Origin of the sequence: Paenibacillus taichungensis, assembly GCF_047302525.1 — a bacterium.
Classification (GTDB): domain Bacteria; phylum Bacillota; class Bacilli; order Paenibacillales; family Paenibacillaceae; genus Paenibacillus; species Paenibacillus taichungensis_B.
Genome location: NZ_CP168020.1, coordinates 6167703 through 6190406, shown reverse-complemented (window position 1 = coordinate 6190406; position 22704 = coordinate 6167703). Strand labels below are relative to the sequence as shown.

At 48.0% G+C, this 22704-nt stretch carries 21 protein-coding genes; 8 read left to right on the top strand and 13 right to left on the bottom strand.

From position 1 onward, the window contains the following. Positions 1-64 precede the first annotated feature (64 nt). The gene (locus tag ACDJ58_RS28190; protein ID WP_413374051.1) at positions 65-1099 is read right to left on the bottom strand and encodes an LCP family protein; all 1035 of its coding nucleotides are present in this window, start codon (positions 1097-1099) and stop codon (positions 65-67) included. Between the two features lie 110 nt (positions 1100-1209). Between ACDJ58_RS28190 and ACDJ58_RS28185 the strand changes: the two genes are divergently transcribed. Then, positions 1210-2184 carry an aldo/keto reductase gene (locus ACDJ58_RS28185; RefSeq protein WP_413374050.1) on the top strand — a complete coding sequence of 325 codons (975 nt, stop codon included), beginning with the start codon at positions 1210-1212 and terminating at the stop codon, positions 2182-2184. A gap of 95 nt (positions 2185-2279) precedes the next feature. Here the strand turns inward: ACDJ58_RS28185 and ACDJ58_RS28180 are convergent, their stop codons facing one another. The 3 genes from ACDJ58_RS28180 to ACDJ58_RS28170 form a co-directional block, all read right to left on the bottom strand. Then, positions 2280-2741, bottom strand: a complete 462-nt coding sequence (locus ACDJ58_RS28180) for a MarR family winged helix-turn-helix transcriptional regulator (RefSeq protein WP_376038592.1) — start codon at positions 2739-2741, stop codon at positions 2280-2282. A gap of 98 nt (positions 2742-2839) precedes the next feature. Then, positions 2840-3517 carry a TIGR00266 family protein gene (locus ACDJ58_RS28175; protein WP_413374049.1) on the bottom strand — a complete coding sequence of 226 codons (678 nt, stop codon included), beginning with the start codon at positions 3515-3517 and terminating at the stop codon, positions 2840-2842. Further along, on the bottom strand, positions 3514-3909 hold the full coding sequence (locus ACDJ58_RS28170) for a winged helix-turn-helix transcriptional regulator (protein WP_024629739.1): 396 nt from the start codon (positions 3907-3909) through the stop codon (positions 3514-3516). Before ACDJ58_RS28170 ends, ACDJ58_RS28175 begins: the two co-directional genes overlap by 4 nt. 163 nt (positions 3910-4072) lie before the next feature. On the opposite strand from ACDJ58_RS28170, the gene ACDJ58_RS28165 reads away from it, so the two are divergent. Both ACDJ58_RS28165 and ACDJ58_RS28160 read left to right on the top strand, forming a co-directional pair. Beyond that, complete coding sequence (locus ACDJ58_RS28165) at positions 4073-5272, top strand: MFS transporter (protein WP_379437484.1); 1200 nt, start codon at positions 4073-4075, stop codon at positions 5270-5272. A 201-nt stretch (positions 5273-5473) separates the two neighbouring features. After that, positions 5474-6319, top strand: a complete 846-nt coding sequence (locus tag ACDJ58_RS28160) for an aldo/keto reductase (protein WP_413374048.1) — start codon at positions 5474-5476, stop codon at positions 6317-6319. A gap of 248 nt (positions 6320-6567) precedes the next feature. Here the strand turns inward: ACDJ58_RS28160 and ACDJ58_RS28155 are convergent, their stop codons facing one another. The 4 genes from ACDJ58_RS28155 to ACDJ58_RS28140 form a co-directional block, all read right to left on the bottom strand. Further along, positions 6568-8667 (bottom strand): glycosyl hydrolase family 18 protein, encoded by a 2100-nt coding sequence (locus tag ACDJ58_RS28155; RefSeq protein ID WP_413374047.1) that lies wholly within the window; start codon positions 8665-8667, stop codon positions 6568-6570. Continuing rightward, positions 8668-10239 (bottom strand): chitinase, encoded by a 1572-nt coding sequence (locus ACDJ58_RS28150; RefSeq protein WP_413374046.1) that lies wholly within the window; start codon positions 10237-10239, stop codon positions 8668-8670. Between the two features lie 371 nt (positions 10240-10610). Further along, positions 10611-11699, bottom strand: coding sequence for a pectinesterase family protein (locus tag ACDJ58_RS28145; RefSeq protein WP_413374045.1), 1089 nt, complete (start codon positions 11697-11699; stop codon positions 10611-10613). Between the two features lie 199 nt (positions 11700-11898). After that, positions 11899-12792 (bottom strand): helix-turn-helix domain-containing protein, encoded by an 894-nt coding sequence (locus tag ACDJ58_RS28140; RefSeq protein ID WP_413374044.1) that lies wholly within the window; start codon positions 12790-12792, stop codon positions 11899-11901. Between the two features lie 118 nt (positions 12793-12910). On the opposite strand from ACDJ58_RS28140, the gene ACDJ58_RS28135 reads away from it, so the two are divergent. Together ACDJ58_RS28135 and ACDJ58_RS28130 are read left to right on the top strand one after the other, a co-directional pair. After that, a complete protein-coding gene (locus ACDJ58_RS28135) occupies positions 12911-14137 on the top strand; it encodes an MFS transporter (RefSeq protein WP_413374043.1) in 1227 nt (408 codons plus the stop codon). A gap of 85 nt (positions 14138-14222) precedes the next feature. Then, positions 14223-15002, top strand: coding sequence for an ABC transporter ATP-binding protein (locus ACDJ58_RS28130; protein WP_413374042.1), 780 nt, complete (start codon positions 14223-14225; stop codon positions 15000-15002). Between the two features lie 347 nt (positions 15003-15349). On the opposite strand, the gene ACDJ58_RS28125 is transcribed toward ACDJ58_RS28130, so the two are convergent. Together ACDJ58_RS28125 and ACDJ58_RS28120 are read right to left on the bottom strand one after the other, a co-directional pair. After that, on the bottom strand, positions 15350-16078 hold the full coding sequence (locus ACDJ58_RS28125; RefSeq protein ID WP_413374041.1) for a class I SAM-dependent DNA methyltransferase: 729 nt from the start codon (positions 16076-16078) through the stop codon (positions 15350-15352). A 145-nt stretch (positions 16079-16223) separates the two neighbouring features. Then, positions 16224-16730 carry a MarR family winged helix-turn-helix transcriptional regulator gene (locus tag ACDJ58_RS28120; RefSeq protein ID WP_413374040.1) on the bottom strand — a complete coding sequence of 169 codons (507 nt, stop codon included), beginning with the start codon at positions 16728-16730 and terminating at the stop codon, positions 16224-16226. 141 nt (positions 16731-16871) lie between these two features. Between ACDJ58_RS28120 and ACDJ58_RS28115 the strand changes: the two genes are divergently transcribed. Then, positions 16872-17312, top strand: coding sequence for a GNAT family N-acetyltransferase (locus ACDJ58_RS28115; protein ID WP_413374039.1), 441 nt, complete (start codon positions 16872-16874; stop codon positions 17310-17312). Positions 17313-17653: 341 nt separating this feature from the next. Here ACDJ58_RS28115 and rlmN read toward each other — a convergent pair whose 3' ends face one another. Next, on the bottom strand, positions 17654-18748 hold the full coding sequence (gene rlmN, locus ACDJ58_RS28110) for a 23S rRNA (adenine(2503)-C(2))-methyltransferase RlmN (protein ID WP_413374038.1): 1095 nt from the start codon (positions 18746-18748) through the stop codon (positions 17654-17656). A 176-nt stretch (positions 18749-18924) separates the two neighbouring features. After that, on the bottom strand, positions 18925-20289 hold the full coding sequence (locus tag ACDJ58_RS28105; RefSeq protein WP_413374037.1) for a sodium-dependent transporter: 1365 nt from the start codon (positions 20287-20289) through the stop codon (positions 18925-18927). A gap of 470 nt (positions 20290-20759) precedes the next feature. Between ACDJ58_RS28105 and ACDJ58_RS28100 the strand changes: the two genes are divergently transcribed. Beyond that, positions 20760-20912: a hypothetical protein gene (locus tag ACDJ58_RS28100; RefSeq protein ID WP_413374036.1), complete on the top strand. Its 153-nt coding sequence runs from the start codon at positions 20760-20762 to the stop codon at positions 20910-20912. Next, complete coding sequence (locus tag ACDJ58_RS28095; protein WP_413374035.1) at positions 20887-22110, top strand: hypothetical protein; 1224 nt, start codon at positions 20887-20889, stop codon at positions 22108-22110. The genes ACDJ58_RS28100 and ACDJ58_RS28095 overlap by 26 nt, the downstream gene beginning before the upstream one ends. Before the next feature lie 74 nt (positions 22111-22184). Here ACDJ58_RS28095 and greA read toward each other — a convergent pair whose 3' ends face one another. Beyond that, positions 22185-22661, bottom strand: coding sequence for a transcription elongation factor GreA (greA, locus tag ACDJ58_RS28090; protein WP_063565893.1), 477 nt, complete (start codon positions 22659-22661; stop codon positions 22185-22187). Between the last annotated feature and the right edge of the window lie 43 nt (positions 22662-22704).

The following is a 22704-nucleotide window of genomic DNA, read 5'->3' as shown; positions in this document are numbered from 1 at the left end:
TTGATATAGTCATTCTGCACACGTATACAACTTTTGGTCATCTTACTGAGCCTCAGATACTTGCTTACGCCGGATCTTTCGTATCCGCCGTCTCCGGCTCCATAATTTCAGTGGTATCCGGGTCTAGCCAGTTCGCGAGCAGGGTTCGCACATATTGCAGATCACTCTCTGACAAATCATAGTACCATGTGCCGCTCCGCGTTGCGCCTTCACCCTTCAGCATGTAATTGCTGATTGTTGGTGTGCTGTCTTTCATATATAGAGACTCGGCAAATTTCACGATGAAATCCGAGTTCATGTTGGTTGTAAAATTCGATCCAGCGATTTGGATAACGTCCGGGATCTTGGTCAGGTTTTTGACCTCAAGCGCACGATTCATGAAGGCACTCAGGAAAAGACGGTGCCGCATCGTCCGATTGAAATCGGAATCTTCCCGGTAACGCACATAGCCCAGCGCTTCTTCGCCGCTGTAGATCGGTTTGTTCGCTTCAACAAACAGCTTCTCATGGATTTTCAATTTGTTCTCAATATTTTTCTTAATCGGCAATTCAACACCGCCAACCGCATCAACAATATTCTTGAGTCCGTTAAAATTAATCGCGGCATAGAAATCGACTTTGTTTTCCAACAAATGCTCTACGGTATCCATCGCCATCTTGGCTTCACCATGCGCATAGGCTGAATTAATCTTCGACTTCACATCCCGGCCGATAATATCGGTGTAGGAGTCACGTGGAATCGACAGGAGCAACACTTTATTTTCTTCTGGACGCACAACAGAATAGATCATGGTATCCGAACGGCTTGGTTCGTTATCCCGTTGGTCAATTCCTAGCAACAACAGCGAGAATGGATCGGTATGTTCTACAACGGGTGCATCCTTATCGCCAACTGGCTTGAAGGATTCATCGAGCGTTTCCTTTACGGTTTCCGAAGCAAACAGGTTAAATGCAAACACAACGAGTTGCTTTTGATAGATAAATCCGAGTCCCCCCAGCACAATCAAAGTACTCAGGATGATAATCAAAGGTTTCTTCCATCTCTTCTTCGGTTTCTTCGGCTTCCGTCTGGTTAAATGTGCGGCACTGTTCTCCATCATATCTCCTTTAATAACGGTCTTAGAATCATTTAACTATATTAATAACACGTTTTCAATAGATTACGTTATAATCTGCTATACAAGAAATGACACAGAAGGAGCGATGAACGATGGAATATCGACGTTTGGGGAATAGCGGGCTGCGCGTTTCCGCACTTGGACTCGGCACCAATGCCTTTGGTAAACGGGCGGATGACCCAACTTCTATCCGCATTATTCATGCGGCACTGGATCAGGGAATCAATTTTATTGATACCGCCAACATCTACGCCGGAACTGAATCGGAGCGGATTATCGGACAGGCCCTGGCAGGCAGACGGGAAAACGCTGTGCTTGCTACCAAAGCCGGACTTCCCCGGCATGAGGGTCCCAATGGGCGCGGTTCATCCCGCTATCATTTGCAGCAAGAGCTTGAACATAGCCTGCGGCGTCTTCAAACGGACTATGTGGATCTGTATCAGATCCATACCTTTGATCCGCATACACCACTGGATGAGACGCTGCGCACATTGGACGATATGGTCATTTCCGGCAAAGTCCGCTATATCGGAGCTTCCAACTATGCAGCCTGGGAACTGATGAAAGCTCTTGGTAGCAGCGAACTAAAAGGATATGTACGTTATATCTCGACCCAAGCCAGCTACTCTCTGGCTGATCGCACACCTGAGCTTGAACTCGTACCGATGTGCCTTGATCAAGGTGTGGGCATCATCCCGTATTTCCCGCTCGCGGGCGGCATTCTGACAGGCAAATACAATGGCGAAGCTGGCGTGCCTTCCGGTTCCAGAGCGGATACCGATCCGGCCTTCAATCGTTTCTTGTTGGAACACAATATTAAATTAGGTGAGCAGGTCAGTGAAAAGGCATCGGCGTATGGCTGCTCCCCAAGTGTCCTGTCGCTCGCATGGCTGCTGGCACGCCCTGCTGTTTCAACGGTTATCGTTGGGGCAACGAGTACCGAACAGCTGGAACATAATCTGGTTAGCCTGGACATGAAACTGACCGATGATATGATCACCGAGCTCGATCAACTCAGCGACTCTTTCCGCCATGGTAAGCCATTTGCGACTTATCGGATTGATTGAACCAACAGAAAAAACCTCCCGGCTAAAAAGTCCGGGAGGTACAACTTCACTACACATTGTAGTCTAATAAACCATAGAAAAAATCTTTTTATGCATTAAACATCTGTTTTATATCGAATAAATTCCTGCATAATTTCCATGTATTCATCCTTACGATCACTTAACACATCAAAGAACACCTTGTCAGCGGCTTCAACAAGATGAATACCTTCAAGCGCCAAGCGAGTTCCTTCCGGCGTTGTTGTAATAATATTCGCACGGGTATCGGTAAGATGACGCTTGCGAGTTATCAACTCTCTCTTTTCAAGAGCACGGAGAACTTGAGAAGTAACGTTAACATCCACATTGGCAAATTGCGCAAGCTGGACCTGGGTTACTCCCTTGCCCTCTGTGTCGCGTTCATTGAGCCACACACAGGCATGCAATAATACAAATTGGGGTTGTGTTAATTCCAGAGGCTCGAGCACCCTGCGTATTTCCTTTTGCCACATCGTAGTAACCTGCCATAGCAGGTATCCTGGACTTTCCTGAGCATTTTTATACCGTGAGCTTTCCATCTCAATATACCTCCATCATTACACCTTGAGCTTCATTTTTCTTATAACGCTTGTCGGAACGCATGCGTTTCAACGTTGTACATTTTCAGCGGAAAACATTAGCGTGAAGGAATAAATTGCTTGACCCATTGACCAAATCCATGCGGATTACGGCTCTGAATCAGGACTGTCCCTTCACCCCGGAATCGGCATACTAATCCTTCTCCACTGGTCACACTGGATAACCAGCCTTGTGAAGCTTTCTCAATGCGATAATCCATATAATTGGGCCATGCGACCAAGTGGGCATTATCCACGATCACTTCTTCACCCGCAGCCAGATTGATCGCATGGATTGCACCATAGGATGATAGGAACACTGTTCCTCGCCCACTGATCTCTATAATAAAGAAACCCTCTCCCGAGAAGAGACCTTTCTTCAAGTTTTGCATTTTGGTATTCACCTGGATGCCTTCCGTTCCGGCCAGAAAACCATCTTTCTGTACGTAGAGCGAATAGGAACCATCCAGTTCAATCGCCTCCACATCCCCCATGCTGGAGGGTGACAACAGAATTTCCGCAGATCCCCCTGCAGCCGTCAATTCCTGAAAAAAGAATTTCTCGCCGCTGATCATACGTCCGAATCCGGCAAACATACCGCCTTCAGCAGATCCCTTCAAGTCAACGGTTGGTGTCATGGATACCATGGCCCCGCTTTCTGCCTTGAACCTTTCCCCCCGTTGCAATTGCACTTTAAGCATCGCAAATGCACCATCATATAGAATTTTATAGTTCATGGCTTCATCAGCTCCTTGTTGTCCGTGTTGAAGTCATTTAACCCATTATCCTCCAACACTGAGGATTTGTCTCCGTATTCCTTAATAATGTGCTGATCTCCCCAGTTACAAAGGGCATTTAGAATCGGTTCCAAACTTCGGCCATATTCACTCAGTTCATACTCCACCTTGGGAGGTACCTGATTATAAACAATACGGTTCACAATCCCGTCATCTTCAAGCTCCCTCAGCTGCTGCGTTAACATTTTCTGCGTAATTGCGGGCATAATACGCTTGAGATCACTAGTGCGTTTCTTCCCGTGTGTCAGATGGCAGAGAATGACGCATTTCCACTTGCCACCGATGACTTCAAGCGTCGCTTCAACTGAAATATTATACTTCTTTCTTATCATGCTGAATGTCCTCCCGGAAATTGTTATTCATAAAAGCAATTGCTATATAGGCACTAAAAAGTACGTAGGGTACTAAAAAGTACGTACTATTCATTTTATGTCGAATAACTCATAATAGCATTTGCCGGTACGTAAATCTACATTCTGGGGAGTTGAACAAGACATGTTACATGATTCAAAACGCAGTACCTGGGCACTGCTGGCGCTGGCAATCAGTGCGTTTGCCATCGGCACCACTGAATTTATCAGCGTTGGTCTGCTGCCCCTTATTGCAGATGACCTGGGCATTTCCGTAACGACAGCGGGACTGACCGTTACATTATATGCATTAGGCGTAACCTTCGGGGCACCGATTCTGACCTCATTGACGTCAACGGTGTCACGCAAGACGCTGCTGCTTGCTATTATGGTTGTTTTTATCGCTGGTAACACCATGGCGGCGCTCTCGAGTGGAATTACCATGCTGCTCATTGCGCGAATTGTCTCCGCTTTGGCACACGGAGTATTCATGTCCATTGGTTCCACCATTGCGGCAGACCTGGTTCCTGCAAACCGACGGGCGAGCGCTATTGCCATCATGTTCTCTGGTTTGACCATTGCTACAGTAACTGGTGTACCCCTGGGTACACTCATCGGTCAAAACTGGGGCTGGCGCGCAGCTTTCATTCTTATCGTTGTCGTAGGTGTTGTTGCCTTCATCGGCAACATGCTTCTAGTACCATCCACGTTACAACGCGGAACGCGAACTGCATTCCGAGAACAACTGAAGCTGGTGACAGGCGGACGGTTGCTTCTGGCTTTTGCCATTACAGCCGTGGGATATGGGGGAACGTTTGTGGTATTCACTTACCTGTCCCCACTATTGCATGATATCAGCGGGTATTCCGAGAAAACGGTCGCGGGTATTCTGCTGCTGTACGGGATCGCTATTGCTATTGGCAATATTATCGGAGGGAAAGCCGCCAACCGCAATCCGCTCCGAGCACTCTTCTATATGTTTATCATTCAGACCGTCATTCTGGGCATACTGTATTTCACAGTTCCATTTAAGCTGGCAGCGTTACTCACGATACTCGGCATGGGTCTGCTTGCCTTTATGAATGTGCCAGGGCTTCAGATGTACGTCGTGACGCTCGCAGAACGTTATGCTCCGCAGGCCAAAGACGTCGCCTCCGCCTTCAACATCGCAGCCTTTAACGCGGGTATCGCAATTGGTGCATATTTGGGCGGTGTAATCACAGATTCCATCGGTCTGATTCATACCACATGGGTTGGTGCAATTATGGTTCTGGCTGCTGTTCTTCTGACTGGTTGGGCAAGAGCGCTTGATCGTAAAGATCCATATTCCCCATCAGAGACGTAAGACAGGTTCAGTCAGATATCAGCCTAAACACGCGTCTTTCCTAGGTTGAAGCTACAACTCGGAACCGGTTTCGCTTTTTATTTTAATCTAGTATAATACGTTAATTCGAATTTAATCTACTATGACTTAATGAAGGATACTAGGATTTATCGTTTAACATCGTTACACCATTTTTGATTCATAATATGAGGAGGACTTCACATGACAGCACAACATTTACAATCTACAGTAGCTTTAAATAACGGCGTTCATATGCCTTGGTTCGGACTTGGCGTATTTCAGGTAGAAGAAGGATCTGAATTAATCGAGGCCGTTAAACAAGCGATTGCTCACGGTTACCGCAGCATTGATACGGCCGCTATCTATGGCAACGAATCCGGTGTAGGACAAGCAATCGCAGAGGCATTGAAAGAGAATAATCTGAAACGTGAAGAACTGTTCATTACCTCCAAAGTGTGGAATGCAGACCTCGGATACGAGGAAACTCTTGCTGCTTTTGATGTCACGCTGAACAAACTGGGACTGGAATATCTGGACCTGTATCTGATTCACTGGCCAAAAGCAGGCAAATATAAAGGCGCATGGAAAGCGATGGAGCAGCTTTACAAAGCAGGTCGCATTAAAGCCATCGGCGTCAGCAACTTCCAGATTCATCACCTTGAAGATCTGTTGCAGGATGCTGAAGTGAAGCCAGTGATTAATCAGGTGGAGTACCACCCTCGTCTGACTCAAGCTCCACTTAAAGCATTCTGTGAGAAAAACGAAATTCAATTGGAAGCTTGGTCCCCGCTAATGCAGGGTCAACTTCTGGACAATCCGGTTCTGACCGAAATTGCAACTGCGAAAGGTAAATCGGTAGCACAAGTAATCCTTCGTTGGGACTTGCAGAACGGTGTCATCACCATTCCGAAGTCTACCAAGGAGAAACGTATCGTCGAGAACTCTTCCATCTTCGACTTTGAATTGTCTAATGATGAGATGGAGCGTATTAGCGCCCTGAATGAAGACGTTCGCGTTGGACCTGATCCTGACAACTTTGATTTCTAATTGAAGTTCAAATTATGTAAGTGTAAAACTTTAGATGAAATAAGTAGGACAAAGCCTTGTTGGAGCCTGCTTTGATATATCATAGCCAAAAACCACCGGATCAAGAGCCGGTGGTTTTTGGTCTTCCCTTTTCTTATCTTCTTCTGTTTAGCGCCGAGAAACAATCCATGTTTCATATTCTCTTTCCACTAAACTAAGCTCGCCAACACTGCACATTTCAATTAAAAATGTTGTATTTCAATTTTTAACTATTGAAGCTGCCACAAGGCAGGAACGTTGGATGGTTCCCATCCTGCCAAGGAGGTGTGGGGCTGCAAACATTTATACGTCTTGCCGTTATATGTGACCAGTTGTCCCGCAGTATAAGCTGTGTTGACCTGCCATGCGGATACGCCAGGATTCGTCGTTTCAGCCGCCGTCTTCACACTTACCGCGTTGCTGGCTGCAGACACATTGCCTGCCGCATCCTTTGCTTTTACCGTAAATGTATACGAGGTATCCGCCGCAAGCCCGCTGATCGTTGCGGTCGTTCCGGTTACCGTTGTTGCCAGTGTCGTTCCGTTGTACACGTCATAACCCGTTACACCCACATTGTCAGTGGATGCCGTCCAGCTCAGCGTTATGCTGGATGTGGTTTGCGCGGTCGACGCAAGGTTCGTCGGTGCAGTTGGTGCTTGCGTATCGCCTCCCGGCTGAGCCGTTGTGCTTACAGTTACAGCATTACTGGCCGCAGACAGATTACCTGCCGCATCTTTTGCTTTTACCGTGAAGGTATATGAGGTCCCCGCTGTAAGTCCACTAATTGTTGCTGTCGTTCCGGTGACGGATGTCGCAAGATTAGCGCCATTATAGACGTTATAACCGGTAACGCCTACATTATCCGTTGAAGCATTCCAGGCCAGCGTCACCGAGTTTGCTGTCACGCCTGTCGAACGGGCATTCCCTGGTACGCTTGGTGCTGTCGTATCTACTGGTGGCACTGTACCTCCGGTAGGCAGATCGGCCTTCAGTTTGTTTTGGAGTGTTTTGTTACGGTCACCGCTGAGCTCCCAGAACATCGCTCCGCCGAGTCCTTTGCTCTTGATATAAGCCGTTTTATATCCAACGGACTCCGCATCATCATAACTGATAAAGCGCTTGTTGGACGCATTATAGAGATATGGCACTTTGGCCGTATCATTCCAGTAACGCGTGTATCCGTTTTTGTTGATGTAATTGGCTTCCAGATCATAGAAGTCAAAGGAGCCTGCTTCCCATGTTCCAACGGAAGAACCACCCGTGCACGTCTGATACTGGCCGTTGCCTGCCTGTGCGCATCCATCCCAGCCACGGCCATAGAATGGAACACCAAGCACGAGTTTAGCGGCCGGTACGCCTGCATCCAGATGTCCTTGTGCTCCGGCAGCCACATTAAAAGTATTGGCATCTGGCACGCCAGCGGCTGAAGCCGCAGGATCATAGTTCAATGGCGCATTATGTGCGCTGATCTTTTGCCAAGCCCCGTTAAAATCGTATGTCATAATGTTAATCCAGTCGACGATGGCAGCAATTTTTGCAAGCTCCGTATTGGCAGCATAGGTCGCAGACGCACCGCTTGCAATCGTAAGCAAATACTTCTTGCCGTCCACAGCTCCCGCTGCATCCAGCTTTTCACGGATTTTGCTCAGGAGCAATGTGTAGTTCTGCTTATCTTCAGGACGTTTGCTGTTACCATCGAGTCCTCCTGATACCGGATACTCCCAGTCCAGATCTACCCCGTCAAAATTGTACTTCCGTAGGAAATCGACGGCGGAGTTCGCAAATACCTCTCGGGTTGCAGCAGTCGCGGCTACATCAGAGAAACGGTTGGACCACGTCCATCCTCCAACGGAGATAATAGTCTTCAGATTAGGATTGGTTTGTTTCAACTTGTTAAGCTGATTGATATTGCCTGCAATAGGCTGATCCCATGTATCCCCTGCAAATGTCTTGCCCGTATCGATCCATGGATCGCCGAGCACGATCGTTCCGTTTGGTACATTAATCGTTTGGCTTTTTTCATTCTGACAGGTCCAGGTTACAGGATTGGGGCCCGAAGGGTCCGGATTCCCATGAATGCCGTTCCAGCAAATATCAGCAAAAGCATAGTTGATATGCGTCACTTTGGTCGGATCGATATCGGCTACATTATAGTTTCTCCCGTACGCAGCCCAGGACGGATAGTAACCAACAATTTTATAAGAATCTGCTGCTTCGGCCGTAGCTGGTTGGAGCGCAAAGGAAGGAACAATGACGGATAAGAGCAGGGACAGACCAAGGAAAAACTTTGCAGTCTTCTTAAAAGCAGTGTGTTTATTTAAATTTATCATTTAATACACAACCTCCTCTGTCTTTTGCGTGCCAAGTCCATTCAGGAATGGACGATGTGCGTTCGAGAACTGGTTATTCGTATACGCGTCCCAGTTGATTGACCAGGTCATAATGCCCTTAATACCGGCATAACCCGCAGGCTGGCGCAAGGTATAAGAACCGCCGTATGATACTCCTTTGATCAGATAGTTCAATGCCTTTTGCAGCTCAGCTGGCGCCGTATAGCCGCCTCCAGCCGCCTGCTGGGAAGCTGGTACGCCAATGGCGATCTGGTCCGGGCGCAGAGGGCTAAAGAATGGACCCGAGCTTCCGCCTACGTTAAAACCTTGAAGCAGCATTTCGGCCATGGCGACATGGAAATCGGCTGTCCCTTGAGCGTAAGAACGTCCATCCAGCCCCACCATCGAACCGGTGTTATAGTGCTGCACATGAAGTAGGGTCAGGTCATTACGTAAGGCATGAATCACTGGAAGATACGCCCCCCAAGGACCACCATAGTTCAGATATCCGCCCTGTACGTAGGCCGTTTCCGGTGCAGCGGTCAGGACAAAATTGGCACCAAAGTGTGATTTAAGCGCTTTCACGCCGTTAATCAGGTTAACGATCTTCGGAGTCGTTGGACTGCGAAAGTCGGTATCGCCCGCATTTAAAGACAGGGAGCTTCCTTCAAGATCGATGTCGAGGCCATTGAATCCGTAAGTCGAAATAATGGATTTTAGGGAATCCTCGAACTGTTGTCTCTTGGTCGCATCTGTGAGCTCAATCGTGCCATTGGCTCCCCCCATAGAAATCAGTACCTTCTTCCCTTGGCTTTGAAGGTATGCAATGTCCGACTTGAACTCTTCTACCGTAGCGTTATACGGAGTAAAAGCGAGCGTTCCGCTGCCGGGTGAAATCGGCTCGGCAAAGGAGACATTAATAACGTCATAGGCTGTTGACACGTTGCGCAGTTTAATATTGGTAGAGCCATTATCGAAGTTGTGCCAGTAGCCGATCAGCCATTTGCTGCCGCTAGGCCCAGGATTCGAAGATCCGGTGGAAGTGGTAACGCTGAGAGAGGTACTTGCAGCGGACAGATTGCCTGCCGCATCTTTTGCTTTGACTGTAAAAACATATGTGGTGCCGGCTGTCAGTCCTGTTACTACAGCCGTAGTCGTTGAAGTGTTCGCCACGAGAGTACCGTTCCGGTACACTTCATATCCGGTTACACCCACATTGTCCGTGGAAGCGTTCCAGGTAAGATTGACCGATGTATCCGTGACGAGGGATGAGGTTAAACCTGCAGGGACGGTAGGTGGTGTCGTATCCGGAGTTGGAGTTCCTCCTCCCGTACCTTCCCCGACGTATTTCCACAACGCAGGCACATTTGAGGGCTCCCATCCGGTCAAAGCCGTATGGGGCTGAATACATTCATAATCTTTATTTAAATAGGTTACTAGATCTCCTTGTTTGTATGCGGTGCCTGCCTGCCACTGGGCAGCGGCGTCTGCTCTTGGTGCAAACCACGTAATAATCAGAATAAATGCCAAAGCGAATGTAATGACCGGGCGGAATCGAACAGCTTGATTCAAGCAAAATCCCTCCTGTATTCAGATTATTTTCACCTTGCAAACAAAGCTTCACTGGTGCACTTACATGTGATCCGCGATCTATAGAGCTTATAAAACCGTCTGACGATGAGTATCGCTTCACTCCCTTCCCTTATCAAAATGGACCTTCCCTCTCGTTTTCTTTTTTTGCAGACATCATCCAAATTTACAGGGAATTTACAGATCCTCACCCTGTATTTAATCAGTAAAATGCAATTGAGATAAGGGATAAATTATTTCTATGGGGGGCGAAAAATGTAATATACCGCACAAAAAGGCCGTCTACCAAGTCATTAAGAGACTTGGTAGACAGCCTTTTTTTATTTTCATTTTATAAATGAACGGATGTATTACTAAGTTTGTTTCAATTTCGAAGAGGCTAGTTCAGATGACAGCATACCTTCGAAAGGTTGCCACCCATCCTCACCGGATAAAATAATAGGCACAGCGTATTCAGCCGCTTCCTGCTCACTGAGTATTTTCGCCCAAGGAACTCTCCCCATCACACTTCCTGCCCCAGGTCCGGCACTATGATATTCGAAGTACGCAACCGTCGCTTCCGCATCGGTCTTGTTCCAATTATGCCAGCCCTCCTGTTTCACATGCGCCCCCATCCAGCAGTTCAGGAAGCAGACTTTGGCATGATTTCGCCACGGTCTGCCTAGATATACAGACTGAGCGGGGGCGTTGCTGGTTAGGTCACAATCGATAAACACATAGCCATATCGTGCATCCTCTGGTGTGGAAGCAGCCGTTATCCAACCATTCACTTCTCCCTCTGCAGCAGCAGCATCGCTCAAGCGATTCTTCGCAAAGATCTCACAGCCCTGGAACACTGCCGTAGCCGAGCCAAAAATAAAATCGACATCGCCCTCAATGTAACAGTCCTCATAATATTGGCGCAGCTTCCGCCGCTCCGCCCCGTCACGCGGCCCCCCGAAGAAACTCCGGTCAATCGGCTGCTCGGGCAGCGGTCCGGTAAAGATCGTGTCCTGGTGACCCATAAATCGGCAATGCCGAAAGGCTGCCCGATCCCCATCCACGTATACAGCCAACGCCTGACCCACCTCACGACCAGGTCCGGCCGAGTTTATGAAGGAAAGTCCTTCAGCGGTGAAATCATCTGCACCAATAAAGGCCGTGTAAGAATGAAAGGTATGATACAGCTCCCCGTTCGGGAACTTCTTGAGCGCATAATCATCATACGTGATGATGGTCTGATCGGCTCCCGCACCGACGAGGTGGACCATCGGTTTCTCGATGTGCAGTTTTTCAACATAAGTGCCTGGCTTTATGCGAATCGTATACTTTTCAGTGCAGTCTGCCGAAATGGCATCAATGGCAGATTGAATAGTGGGAAAATCGCCGCTTCCGTCCGCAGCAACCAGGTAACCATTTCTGTACAGATCCAGATCTGATCCGTGTGACAGAGGTTTGTTCATGGCAATCGCTCCATTTCCAGCGCAGCCAACAAGAGAAATTGGCCTTGCAGAATCCCTGGTCCTGCACCTGGGACCAGATTCCGCTCTCCTGATTCTTCCGTTCTGCCCCGCTCTTGTCCTACCCCCGCCAACGTTCTGGTGCAGCGCAGGATTGTTCTATTTTTATACGTGTTGCCTGTGGCTTCAACCTCTTCAGATTCTACATCTGGTTTCGATACTCCATCGGTGTTACACCCGTCACGCGCTGAAACGCCCTGTAGAACTGACTGACATTGGAGAACCCCAGCCCAAAGCTGATGGTGGTCACTGGATCTGTTGTATGGCGCAGTCGTCGGGTGGCTTCCTCCACACGCAAATTCAGCACGTACTGATACGGCGTTGAACCTGTCAGTGCCTTGAAAGAACGCATAAAATGATATCTGCTCTGGTGCGCAACCGCCGCCATCGATTCAATGTCCATTGGACTTGTATAGTCACTGTGTATATACTCCAGCACGCGCCGTAGATGGGGGTCGATGAACGCGCCGCTGTTGCTGCTTGTTCGCTGAAGCAGATTCGAAAGCTGCCCGCAAACCAGACCAGACCCCACGCTCCCCACCACACCTATTCCTGCGGTTGCCAGCGTCAGGTTACTCCCATTCGGTTGACCAGTCAGCATCCGCCCAAGATATGTCTCTACTGCAAGCTCCGTTTCCTGTATCTGCAATGGTTCAGGCGCATCGTCCAACAAAATGGCGTTCCAGCCTCGAAATAGTCTGCTAATTTCAGCAGGATCGAAGGTTTGTGTGGTCCGAAATTCGGTCTGCGCCCCTTGTTGACCTGAATCCTCCAAGCCGCCAACTGGCGGATTACGAAACTTGATAACGATAACCGCGGAATCCGAACCAATCTCGAAAAAGTGCTCCATCCGGGGATGCGCAATAATTCCCAGTCCTGCTTGTAGTGGATAAGCCTGCTGTTCCTGCACCAGATGGCATTGTCCTCTTACAGGCAACGTAACCTGATACCAGTCATCATGCACATGGGGTTCATTGGCGAATCCGCCAGAAGCCTTCCACAATTCCAATCCATTCAGCATCATGTTTAATTCCATCGTTTCCTCACCTGCTGACATTATAGCAAATCGTGCTCACTTTCCAAGCACTTTTCACAAAGACAATATCCGTCTGTATCTTTTATCATGGTAAAAAAATAATTCGAGGTGATCTCCCGTGGCACAAGCCGCTGTAAGCAAAATGCAAATCAATCACTCCGCCAATTGGGCGCTTGCCGGAGTCAGCTTCGCCCATCTGCTGAATGATGCGATGCAGACCGTTGTTCCGTCTGCTTTTCCGCTTTTCCAGCAGACCATGCAGCTCAGTTTCGCCCAGATGGGCTGGATTGCCTTCACATTGAATATTACCGCTTCGGTCCTTCAGCCGCTGGTCGGTTATATGTCTGATCGCAAGCCGATGCCGATTCTTCTGCCTGGCGGCATGTTGTTCTCCCTCATCGGTGTTCTCGGCTTTGCCTTGTCTTCCGAGTTATGGATGCTGCTTGTCTCTGCAGCATTGATTGGCATAGGCTCATCCATCCTGCATCCTGAATCCTCACGCGTCGCTCATCTGGCGGCAGGTCGCGGACGCGGAATGGCACAGTCCATCTTCCAGGTCGGTGGCAACACAGGTCAGGCTCTCGCCCCGTTGCTGGTTGCCTTTATCCTGCTCCCGCATGGACAGCTTAGTTTTCTGTGGCTAATGGCTTTTGCCCTAATCGGGATCGTTATCCAGTCTTCCGTTAGCCGTTGGTATAGAGACAAATTGGCGGATAATCGCAGCCGTCAGCAACAGTCTGTACAGGCAAATGGCATTGTGCAGCCTGCTGCCCAGCCTGTAAGTCGGGGATTTATCGCTTTTACAATGGGTATCCTCATCCTGCTGCTGTTTTCCAAATTCGTGTATATTGCCGGTATGACCGGATACTATGCCTTTTATTACGCCGATGCGTATAACCTGCCTCTTTCGCAGGCACAGATCTGCCTGTTCGTTCTGCAATTTGCGGGTATGGTTGGAACCTTGCTCGGCGGCCCACTGGCTGACCGTTATGGACGTAAACCGATGATCTGGTTCTCCATCGCGGGTACTGCACCATTTTCACTGCTGCTGCCTTATGCGGGACCTGCTCTATCCATGGTATTATGCGGCATGATCGGTTTGATTCTGATGTCCGGCTTCAGTGTCATCATTGTCTACGCACAAGAATTGCTGCCGCGTCATATTGGGACGGTATCGGGATTGTTCTTCGGCCTGTCGTTTGGCATGGCGGGACTCGGCTCGGTTGTGCTCGGTTCCCTGATTGATGTGACCAGCATTTCATTCGTCATCAAGCTATGTTCTTTTTTGCCGCTGCTCGGGGTGTGTGCTGTATTCCTGCGTCGGGATCGGCCAAGAAACGCCTAATATGCATTGAAACGTCAGTCGTTTTGTGACTACAATAAGGTCAGGATAATGGCGACAGAGGCTAAACAGAAGGAAGGAATAACCCATGATCATTGATGTACAGCATGTTACTTGGAAAAGGGGACCGATCACCCTGCTGAACGATGTCAGCTGGCGTGTAAACGAAGGCGAACATTGGGCATTGCTTGGCCTGAATGGTTCCGGTAAAACCACACTCCTGAACATGATCACCGGATATCTCTGGCCCACAGCAGGTACGATATCCGTGCTCGGACACCGTTACGGAGATGTGGATTTGCGAGAGCTGCGGAAGTCGATTGGCTGGGTCAGCTCCTCCCTTCAGGAGAAATTGTATGGCACCGACCGCACCCAGTATGTCGTGATTAGCGGCAAACACGCCACCATCGGACTGTACGATAAACTGTCAGACGAGGATCTGGATCAGGCACGAGAATTGATGCATACACTCGGCTGTCAGCATCTGTGGGATCGCGAATACCGTACCTGCTCCCAGGGGGAGAAGCAGAAGCTGCTCATTGCCAGAGCCCTGATGGCTAACCCGCGTGTACTCATTCTGGACGAACCCTGCAATGGGCTCGATCTGTTCTCTAGAGAGCGGCTGCTTGAAAGTATCAGTGAGCTGACGCAGAAGCCGGATACACCTTCGCTCATCTACGTTACTCATCATACGGAGGAAATATTGCCTGTGTTCAGTCACAGCCTGCTGCTCCGGCGGGGCGAGATCGTGAATAGTGGATTAACCAGTGAGTTGATGAACAGAGACGTACTGAGTAACTTTTTTGAATCACCGGTGGATGTGGATCGGCATGGAGAACGTGTCTATGTCAGAGCATCGGATAAATAATTTTCTATATCTATATAAATTAAACTAAACATTTACACGATAACGGAGAGGACAGAAATAACCTGAAGAAGCGGAGCTAAAAGCTTTCTGAAAGAAAGCTGCATCGGAAGCATACACCTCGCCTTTATCCCCGGATTTTCCCCTTTAAATAAGGGATTCAAAAAAATTCTGGGGATAACAGCGATCGGAAGGTTGTTCTGTCATCGGAGTGGCAAGTGTAAATATTCTTTAGTTCAATTTATCTATTCACAATCCGAACAGTCGAAGCAGCCCAAAATCTTATCCACATGTGGACAGGTTTTTGGGCTGCTTGGCTATATTATGAATTATCCACAGTTTTCTGTGTACTATTTCCGGGCAGACAGGAATAAAAACAACGGAATCCGCTGTCTGCGCAGGTACGTCTCCTCGTTCAAAAAATATTGACGCTGAGGCGCCGATTCCCGCAGATGCTGTACTTGAAATCCTGCCTGCTGTAATGCCATATAGTAAGATTCGATGGAGCGATGCATTTTTTTCACCGTACCTCCAAGCCATTGCTGCTCCCGAAATCCCTCCACAAAATATTGATCGACAACCCAGTTGGTTCGGACCCCCGAAGGCTGCAACGTTGACGTGATCACAGGATGTTCTACCGAAAATACGAATGTGCCATTCTTTTTTAACGTCTGATATACCTTGCGGAATAGGCTGTCCACATCCTCAATATAATGAATCGCCAGTCTGGATATGACCAGATCATATGTATTCGCGGGATAGCTCCAATCTTCCATATACGCTTGCTCAATCTGCGCGTTCTGGCCCTTTATCGATTCATTGGCAGCCTGAATCATATTCACTGAACCTTCAATTCCCATGTAGCTGCCACCACGGTGGTCGGGACCCAACAGTTCTGCTCCGAACCTCGCATCCCCACAGCCGAGATCCAATATGCTCAAGCCCCCAACGTCTCCAATCAGCTCCAGCATTACAGGCTTCTCCAACGTATCATTGGCATTCTCCTGCCACTGCCGGCGTTCCATATACTTCTCAAAATTGGCCCCATCTTCGTAAAAGTCCGATCCCCGTTCGCTCATTGCGCAACCCTCCGTTACTGTAATGAAGTTCAGCTCTCATATTCAGCCTGGAAGATTATACAGAATATCGGCATATGTTTCTACAGCAAAAAGGCTGTCGCCCGAAATAAACCAGCAGACAGCCCTTACGCATTAGAAGTATAGTTCATTCAGATTGATCCATATAAGGCCGGCGGCCGCCCTTTTTGACGAATTTCCAATCCACCTCAATATTGTGGCGCATCCGGCGCAGAAGCTTAACCGCAATCTCGATCTCTTCCTCCGTTAAGCCCTCCAGCGTTACCTGGTCAGAATGAGCACCCTCCCTGCGGATGAACTCCCAAGCTTCAAGACCAGCATCTGTCGGATATAACAGCTTATTCTTCTTATTGTCCAATGCGGACTGTTTGACGACAAACCCGTCCGCTTCCAGTTTGCTAATGGCTCTAGCCGCAGTGGTACGATCAACTTTGATTAATTCAGCGAGCTGGTTGGGGATAATACCAGGATTCTCACATATGCGATAAAGATACAAATACTGTCCACGAGACAAGTTTAAATGTTGGAATTCAACGTTGCTGATCGAATCCAGACAGCGGGCAATCATGCCGATTTCACGCAACACTTCTTTTTTTTCAGTCAATGTATTCACCCCTCTATAAAATTGTTGCATTCGCAACATAATTGATGATATAACTGAATTAAATCAGTTTAAATTTTAACCATGATAACACATGGAACAGGTATACATTCAAGCTATCTACCAGTTTACCATGCCAGAATAGAATTACTATTGACTAAAGGAGAAACATTCATGAATACAACTATTGTTGAAGCTAATAACCAGGAATTGCTCGACGCCTGCTTCGCCATTCGTACCGCTATTTTTGTTGAAGAGCAAGGGGTGCCTGCAGAAGATGAATTCGACACCTTTGATGCATTGGATACGGAAGCAAAACATATCCTGCTCTACGTAGACGGCGTTCCTGCCGCCTCTTCCAGACTACGTGTGGTCGAAAATGTTGCCAAATTGGAACGGATCTGTGTCATGATCGATTATCGGAAACATGGACTTGGTCGTGTGCTGATCGATAAGCTGGAGCAGATGGCTCTCGCTCAAGGGCTGGAGAAAGCCAAGCTGCACGCACAGGTACAAGCCTCCGGGTTCTACGAACGTCTCGGATACACGGCAGCCTCGGACGTATTCATGGAAGATAGCATTCCTCATCTGCTGATGACCAAAAAACTGAAATAAATACAAAAAGAGCATCCTCAAAGTTCAAGAACAAGACTTTGGGATGCTCTTTTTGGTTTCTAATGAACCCAGTCAGTGCTATTAATGGAGATTCAACCATTTTGGGATTGTAACGAACCGTACACACCTTATTTTCTGCTTTGCAAACTAGCTTGCACCTTCTATGTCAATTTGACTGCAATAACGTGATTGAAGTTCGTTAGCATTTCTAATTCACGTATTTTGCCGCAATTAGGTGCGATGATTTCGTTAGATGTAGCGCCACATTGGGAGAGTATTTACACTAAGTATATAACATGACAAAGAAGTCAGGCGTTAACCTGACTTCTTCTCTTGCATCCTTATCCCAAAGCCAGACGACCTGGCTGAGATTCAGTGGTGTTATTTTTCATCTGTTTACTGCGCAATTGTCCGCAGGCCGCATCGATATCGGTACCATGTTCCATGCGTACAGTTGCGTTAATGTTATTCTTTTTCAATGTATCATAGAAGCCTAGAATGGACTCTTCCGTGCTCCGCTGATACTGACTGTGCTCATCCACCGGATTGTAAGGAATCAGATTGATACTGACCATACTCTTGCGGCTGGACAACAGTTCAGCCAGTTCGGCCGCATGTTCCCGCTGATCGTTGACGTCCCGAAGCAAAATATACTCAAACATAATACGCTTGTTCGTCGTAGCCAGGTAATAATCCACCGCGTCCATCAATTGTTCAATCGGGAAGGCCCGGTTGATCTTCATGATATGCGTCCGCAGTTCGTTATTCGGTGCGTGCAGGGAGATCGCCAGATTGACCTGCAGATTGCTGTCTGCAAATTCCTTGATCTTGTCAGGTAGTCCGCTCGTGGATACGGTGATCCGTTTAGCCGCAAGCGCCAGCCCTTTACGATGCTTGATCACTTCGATAAAGTCAGTCATGTTCTGGAAATTGTCAAACGGTTCGCCAATTCCCATTACGACCACGTTAGTTACCCGCTCGCCTTGGCCAGCTGCATCAAGATACTGTTGTACATGCATAATCTGTTCCACAATCTCACCACCGGACAGATCGCGGCTCTTCTTGATCAGCCCGCTCGCGCAGAAGCTGCAACCAATGTTACATCCCACTTGAGTAGTTACACATACAGTGAGACCGTATTTTTGGCGCATTAAAACTGTTTCAATCAGATTACCGTCCTGCATACGCAGCAGAAATTTCACGGTGCCGTCAGCGGATTCCTGCTTCACATGTTCACTCAGCGAGTTCATCGTGAAATGCTCGGAAATGACATCCAGGCATTCCTGACGCACGTCCGTCATGTCTGTAAAATCGTGCACACGCTCCTGATATAACCATTCCCAGATGCGGGAAGCACGGGATTTCTTCTGTCCGTGCTCCGGCAGCCAGTCACGTAGTTGCTCTAATGTTAATCCATATATGGATGATTTAATCATGTTATTGTCCTCTTTTCGCAAAAAGCATATGGCTTATCGGTCTATCGAAAAAACCTCTACTCTGTATTGTCCCAAAATTGACGAGGGAACACAAGGGCTTTTGCATTTCTTCCAAGAGGTTTTATCAATGGCAAATCTGCACAGTAACTTACTTCTCCACTTCAATTCCCAACCGTTTAGAAGTGAATAATACCGGAGGTGTGCAGCAGAACCAGAAGCACCAAGATTGGCGCTATATAACGCAGCATGAACAGCCATACCCGGAACCAGCCTGCACGCAGGCCGGAAGCTTCGGCTGCCTTTTTCCAGAAGTATCCGGCAAAAATAGTAACGAGCAATCCACCAATCGGAAGTAAAATGTTGGACGCCATAAAGTCCATCCAGTCGAACACACTCTTCGAGCCAATCTTCCATTCAGGGAACAATCCAAGCGACAATACCGAAGGAAGCCCAACGATGAAGACGGCAAGTGAGATGGTCCATACCGAGCGACTCCGGCTCCAGGATAGTCTCTCCATAAAATATTTCACCGGAACTTCCAGCAAGGATACAGCCGAAGTTAACGCCGCAATCGCTAGAAGCACGAAGAACAACCCACCAAACACGAAGCCCAGCGGCATAGCCGAGAAGGCTGCCGGCAGAGCCACAAAGATCAGCGACGGGCCCTGATCTGGTGCAATCCCGAAGGAGAATGTCGTTGGGAATATGATCAGACCGGCAATGAATGCATAGATCAAGTCACCCGCACCGACAGCAATGGTTGCTGCACCGAGCGATTGATTTTTATCAACATATGAACCGTATGTCACGAGAATACCCATACCCAGCGATAGGGAGAAGAAAGCATGTCCAAGCGCAACCAGCGCAGATTCGGTCGTGAGCTGCGAGAAGTCAGGATTCAGGAAGAAGGAAACTCCCGCACCAGCTCCTGGCAAAGTCACTGCACGAACCATCAGGATAATGAGCAGAACAAGCATCGCTGGAATCAGCACTTTGTTAAATTTCTCGATCCCATTCGATACCCCTTTGGCTACGATCCAGCCTGTAATCAGAACTGAAATCAGCTGCCACACAATCGGCATATAACCGCCTACAAAATCACCAAATTGCCCAGCATAGTCAGGATTGTTATACAGCGTGCCGCTGAATGACGTCACTGCATATTGCAGCGTCCAACCTGCAATGATGACATAAAAGGAAAGAATGATAAACGGCGTCAATACTTGCAGCAAACCAGCCGCAAGCCACCCTTTTTGCCCACCCGCTTTAATAAAGGCCGTAGCCGCGCTTCCTCTGCCGCTACGACCAATCGCAAGCTCAGCCAGCAATACGGGCAGACCAATCAATAGGAGACAAACGATAAAGAGTAGGAAAAACGCCGCTCCCCCGTTCTCTCCCGTAATATAAGGAAACTTCCACATGTTGCCAAGACCCACTGAACTACCGATGGCAGCCAGAATGAATCCGGCCTGTGAGAAGCGTTCACCTTTGTTGGGCCCGTCTTGATTCAAATTAGGATTATTGGACTTACTAAAATTCATCGTATCTACTCCATCACTTTAAAGTTTTCCCGTAATTATATACTACTCCACGTGTCAGGTCATTCGAAAATCGAAATTTGTCGAAATGTTATTTATTTACAGGAATGTCTACATTAAATATGCTGCCCTTGCCTTCTTCGCTTAACAAAGCAAGCAGCATGCGACATGTAGTCCACTGAACCCCCTAATATACAGTATGTGATAAAAAGGAGCACGCCAACCCTGCCCTGTAGTTCGGTAATTGCTCAGATGGCTGCAAACTTAACTTCCCCTGCTGGCACCAAACCGTTAAGAAGGAGGAACCTCCTCACATCCTGCTTCTCTGCTGTTGAATCGCCCGTGCTATTCACTGGCTTTCAGCAAACTTTAAGCTTCCATTCGAGTGAAACATGATCCAAAATTCATCCCTTTTTCAGCTTGGTCACCTATACTTGCACCAATCTCAATCGCCCATGCTGAGGAGGAGAAGGATGAATACACTGACCTACAGAGATCCAAACACCCGATGGAACAGGCATTTCTGGCTGTATGCCGCTCTAATTTTCACTGGCGGTCTATTGCTGCGTTTGTACCTTGGAACAAAATTTAGGGGTTATATTGGAGATCAGTCCCTGGTTCGTTAATTGGATGAATGCCGTCCACCAATACGGGGTTCGTGAATCATACCTGTATGGAAAAGATCAGAACTATCCCCCATTGTTTATCTTCATTCTAGGGTTGTACCGCTGGATACTGGGTGGGCTCGGCATAACCGCCTCCGCTGGCAATCTGTCCATGAAAATACTGCCTATCGCCTTCGATATGCTGTCCATGGCGGTCTTGGCCCTCACATTCAAAAAGCTAAGCTCTGGCCCACGGCTGGTACTGCTTGCAGTTCTTTCCTTCAATCCTGGTCTGCTGGTCGACAGCGCCATGTGGGGACAGATCGACATCCTGCACAGTACATTAATGGTGCTGTCTACCGTTCTGCTGCTAAGTAATCCTCTCTTGGCGGGTGTACTGTTCTGCGTTGCCCTGCTGGCAAAGTTCCAGGCGATTGTCATTGCTCCGGTGATCGGTATTGTATTACTACGCCAGCTTTATAACAGGCGATTTCGCGGCACGTTTCTATTTGTAGCAGGATTAATGATGGCTATCCTGCCTGTGCTTCTCTATTTTGCTGCAAACGGAACCCTCGGCACCATGCTGACCAACGCCTACGGAAGCGCCGTTAATATGTATCCGCAGCTTTCGCTGAACGCCATGAATATCTGGTATCACCTGCTTGGTGATCCGGGAACCAGCGATGCTACGGTGTTGTTTGGCATAGTGACGTATAAAATGCTTGGTCTGCTGCTGCTTGCCATTGCCGCGGTTGGAGTAGCGGCCTATCTACTGCTGATTAAGGAAATTCGTATTTCATCTCTGCTCATTGCAGGTGCAGCGGTGAATCTCGCCTTCTTTATGCTGCCAACGGAAATTCATGAGCGTTACAGCATACCTGCTTTGTTATTCTTGGTTCTGGTTCCGTTCTTTGAACGTAAATGGATGTATGCAGCAATCACCTTCTCCCTGACGACCTACGTAAATATTGCCATGATCATGAGCACAGGCTCTGGTGGCGACTTTGGAGCTGAGGAAGGGCTATCACGCATCGGTGGTGGGCATGGTAACTTTGGCGGAGGAGATGGAGCGAGCTTTAGTATGCACAGTTCAGGACTGAGCAATGACTTGATGTATGGCATAGGCATTTCCATTGCGATGATCCATATCGTGATCCTGCTCTGGGTTGTATTTGCCATGACCCGTGAAATTCTGGATGGACGAAAAAAACGGAGCTGAACATTATTTTGAAAGAATAAAAAAGAGGTGTTCCAACAGCCATTTCCATGGTTGCCGAAACACCTTTATTCCCATTAAATTTTAATTTCAAGCAACTCATATTTGATAATGCCCATCGGCGCATTGACATGAATGACACTGCCTACTTCTTTGCCCATCAGTTCTTTGCCAAGCGGGCTTTCGTACGATATTTTGTTATCAGCAACATCCGCCTCGGCCGGACCAACCAGCATGTATTCAATCTTCTCGGCGAATTCGATATCATTAAGCAGAATGGTTGAGCCAATGCTTACTTTGTTCGAGTCGATATTGTCCGAAGTGATGACTCTTGCTTTGGTCAGCATTTTCTCCAGAATCAAAATGCGGGTTTCCATAAAAGCCTGATCATCTTTGGCTGAATGATACTCACTATTTTCCTTCAGGTCACCGTAACTGATCGCGAGTTTCAGACGCGCCGCCAGTTCCTTACGCTTCACCGTCTTTAATTCCCTCAGTTCGTCCTCCAGCTTTTCCAAGCCTTCCTGTGTCAAAATCACTTCATCATTAGCCATTTTTTCCATCTCCTAATCCTGCTATCTATCTATATTCTAACCT